Annotated in this window: 1 protein-coding gene; it reads left to right on the top strand. The window is 48.2% G+C overall.

Annotation, left to right across the window (positions count from 1 at the left end):
• Positions 1-1,096, top strand: a 1,096-nt coding sequence (locus QVO88_RS06455) for a phage tail tape measure protein (RefSeq protein ID WP_288177845.1), incomplete at both ends; no start/stop codon positions are given.

The raw sequence follows: 1,096 nt of genomic DNA, 5'->3' as shown, positions 1-1,096 counted from the left end.
ACTATCAGAAGCTAGAGAACGCCGCTCGTGAGTGTGGTGAGACTACAAAGTATACCGCTTCGGAGTCCGCTGACGCTCTTAATTACTTGGCTCTTGCAGGATATGACGTAAATAAGGCGGTTGAAACACTGCCGAAAGTTCTTAATCTTGCCACTGCCTCAGGCATGGACCTTGCGTCCTGCACTGACATGGTAACGGATACTATGTCAGCACTACAGTTGCAGACGAGTGACCTTGACGGCTATATGGACATGATGGCAAAAACAGCCCAAAAATCTAACACCACAGTTGCTATGCTTGGTGAGGGCATTCTCCAGTGTGCCGGTACGGTCAAGTCCACAGGGCAGGACGTTGATACAATGTGCACCTCTCTTGGAATACTGGCGAACAACGGTATCAAGGGTGCAGAGGGCGGCACACATCTCAGAAATATGCTTTTGTCGTTAACATCACCGACAGACGTTGCTTCCGCTAAGTTGAAAGAACTGGGCGTGAGCGTGGCTGACAGTGAGGGAAATATCAGAGATATCAACGATATTTTCGGAGACCTTAACGCCAAGCTTTCCAAGCTCTCAGATGACCAGAAGACCAAGGCGCTTAGCGATATTTTCAATAAGACAGACTTATCGTCCGTTAATGCCATGCTTCAAGGCATGAGCGGGTCTTTCGATGACCTGAAAGCTCAGGTAGATAACGCCGACGGAGCGTGTCAGACAATGGCTGACACCATGAATAACAATCTTAAGGGCAAACTGGCTATAATGGACTCTTCCCTTGAATCCCTTGGCATAACTATTTTCGATAAATTCAGCGCCCCACTCGAAGACGCCGCCGAAAAAGGCTCAGAGCTTTTCAGTGAACTTACCAAGGATATCAAAGATGGAGACCTCAGTGACGAATTCGACGATATGGGCAATGCCCTTGGAGATTTAGTCGAAACAGGCGCCAAGTTTGCCAAAGGCTCTTTGCCAATCCTCATTGACGGCATAAAGTTCTTCTGTGAACACTCTAACCTTGTTATTGGTGGACTGACGGGCATTGCAACAGCTATGCTGACACAAAAAGCCGTTACAACAGTATCTGCCGCCGTCACAGG

The organism is Ruminococcus sp. CAG:57, assembly GCF_000435935.1.
GTDB lineage: Bacteria > Bacillota > Clostridia > Oscillospirales > Ruminococcaceae > Hominimerdicola > Hominimerdicola aceti.
This window is presented reverse-complemented; position numbering and strand designations above follow the sequence as displayed.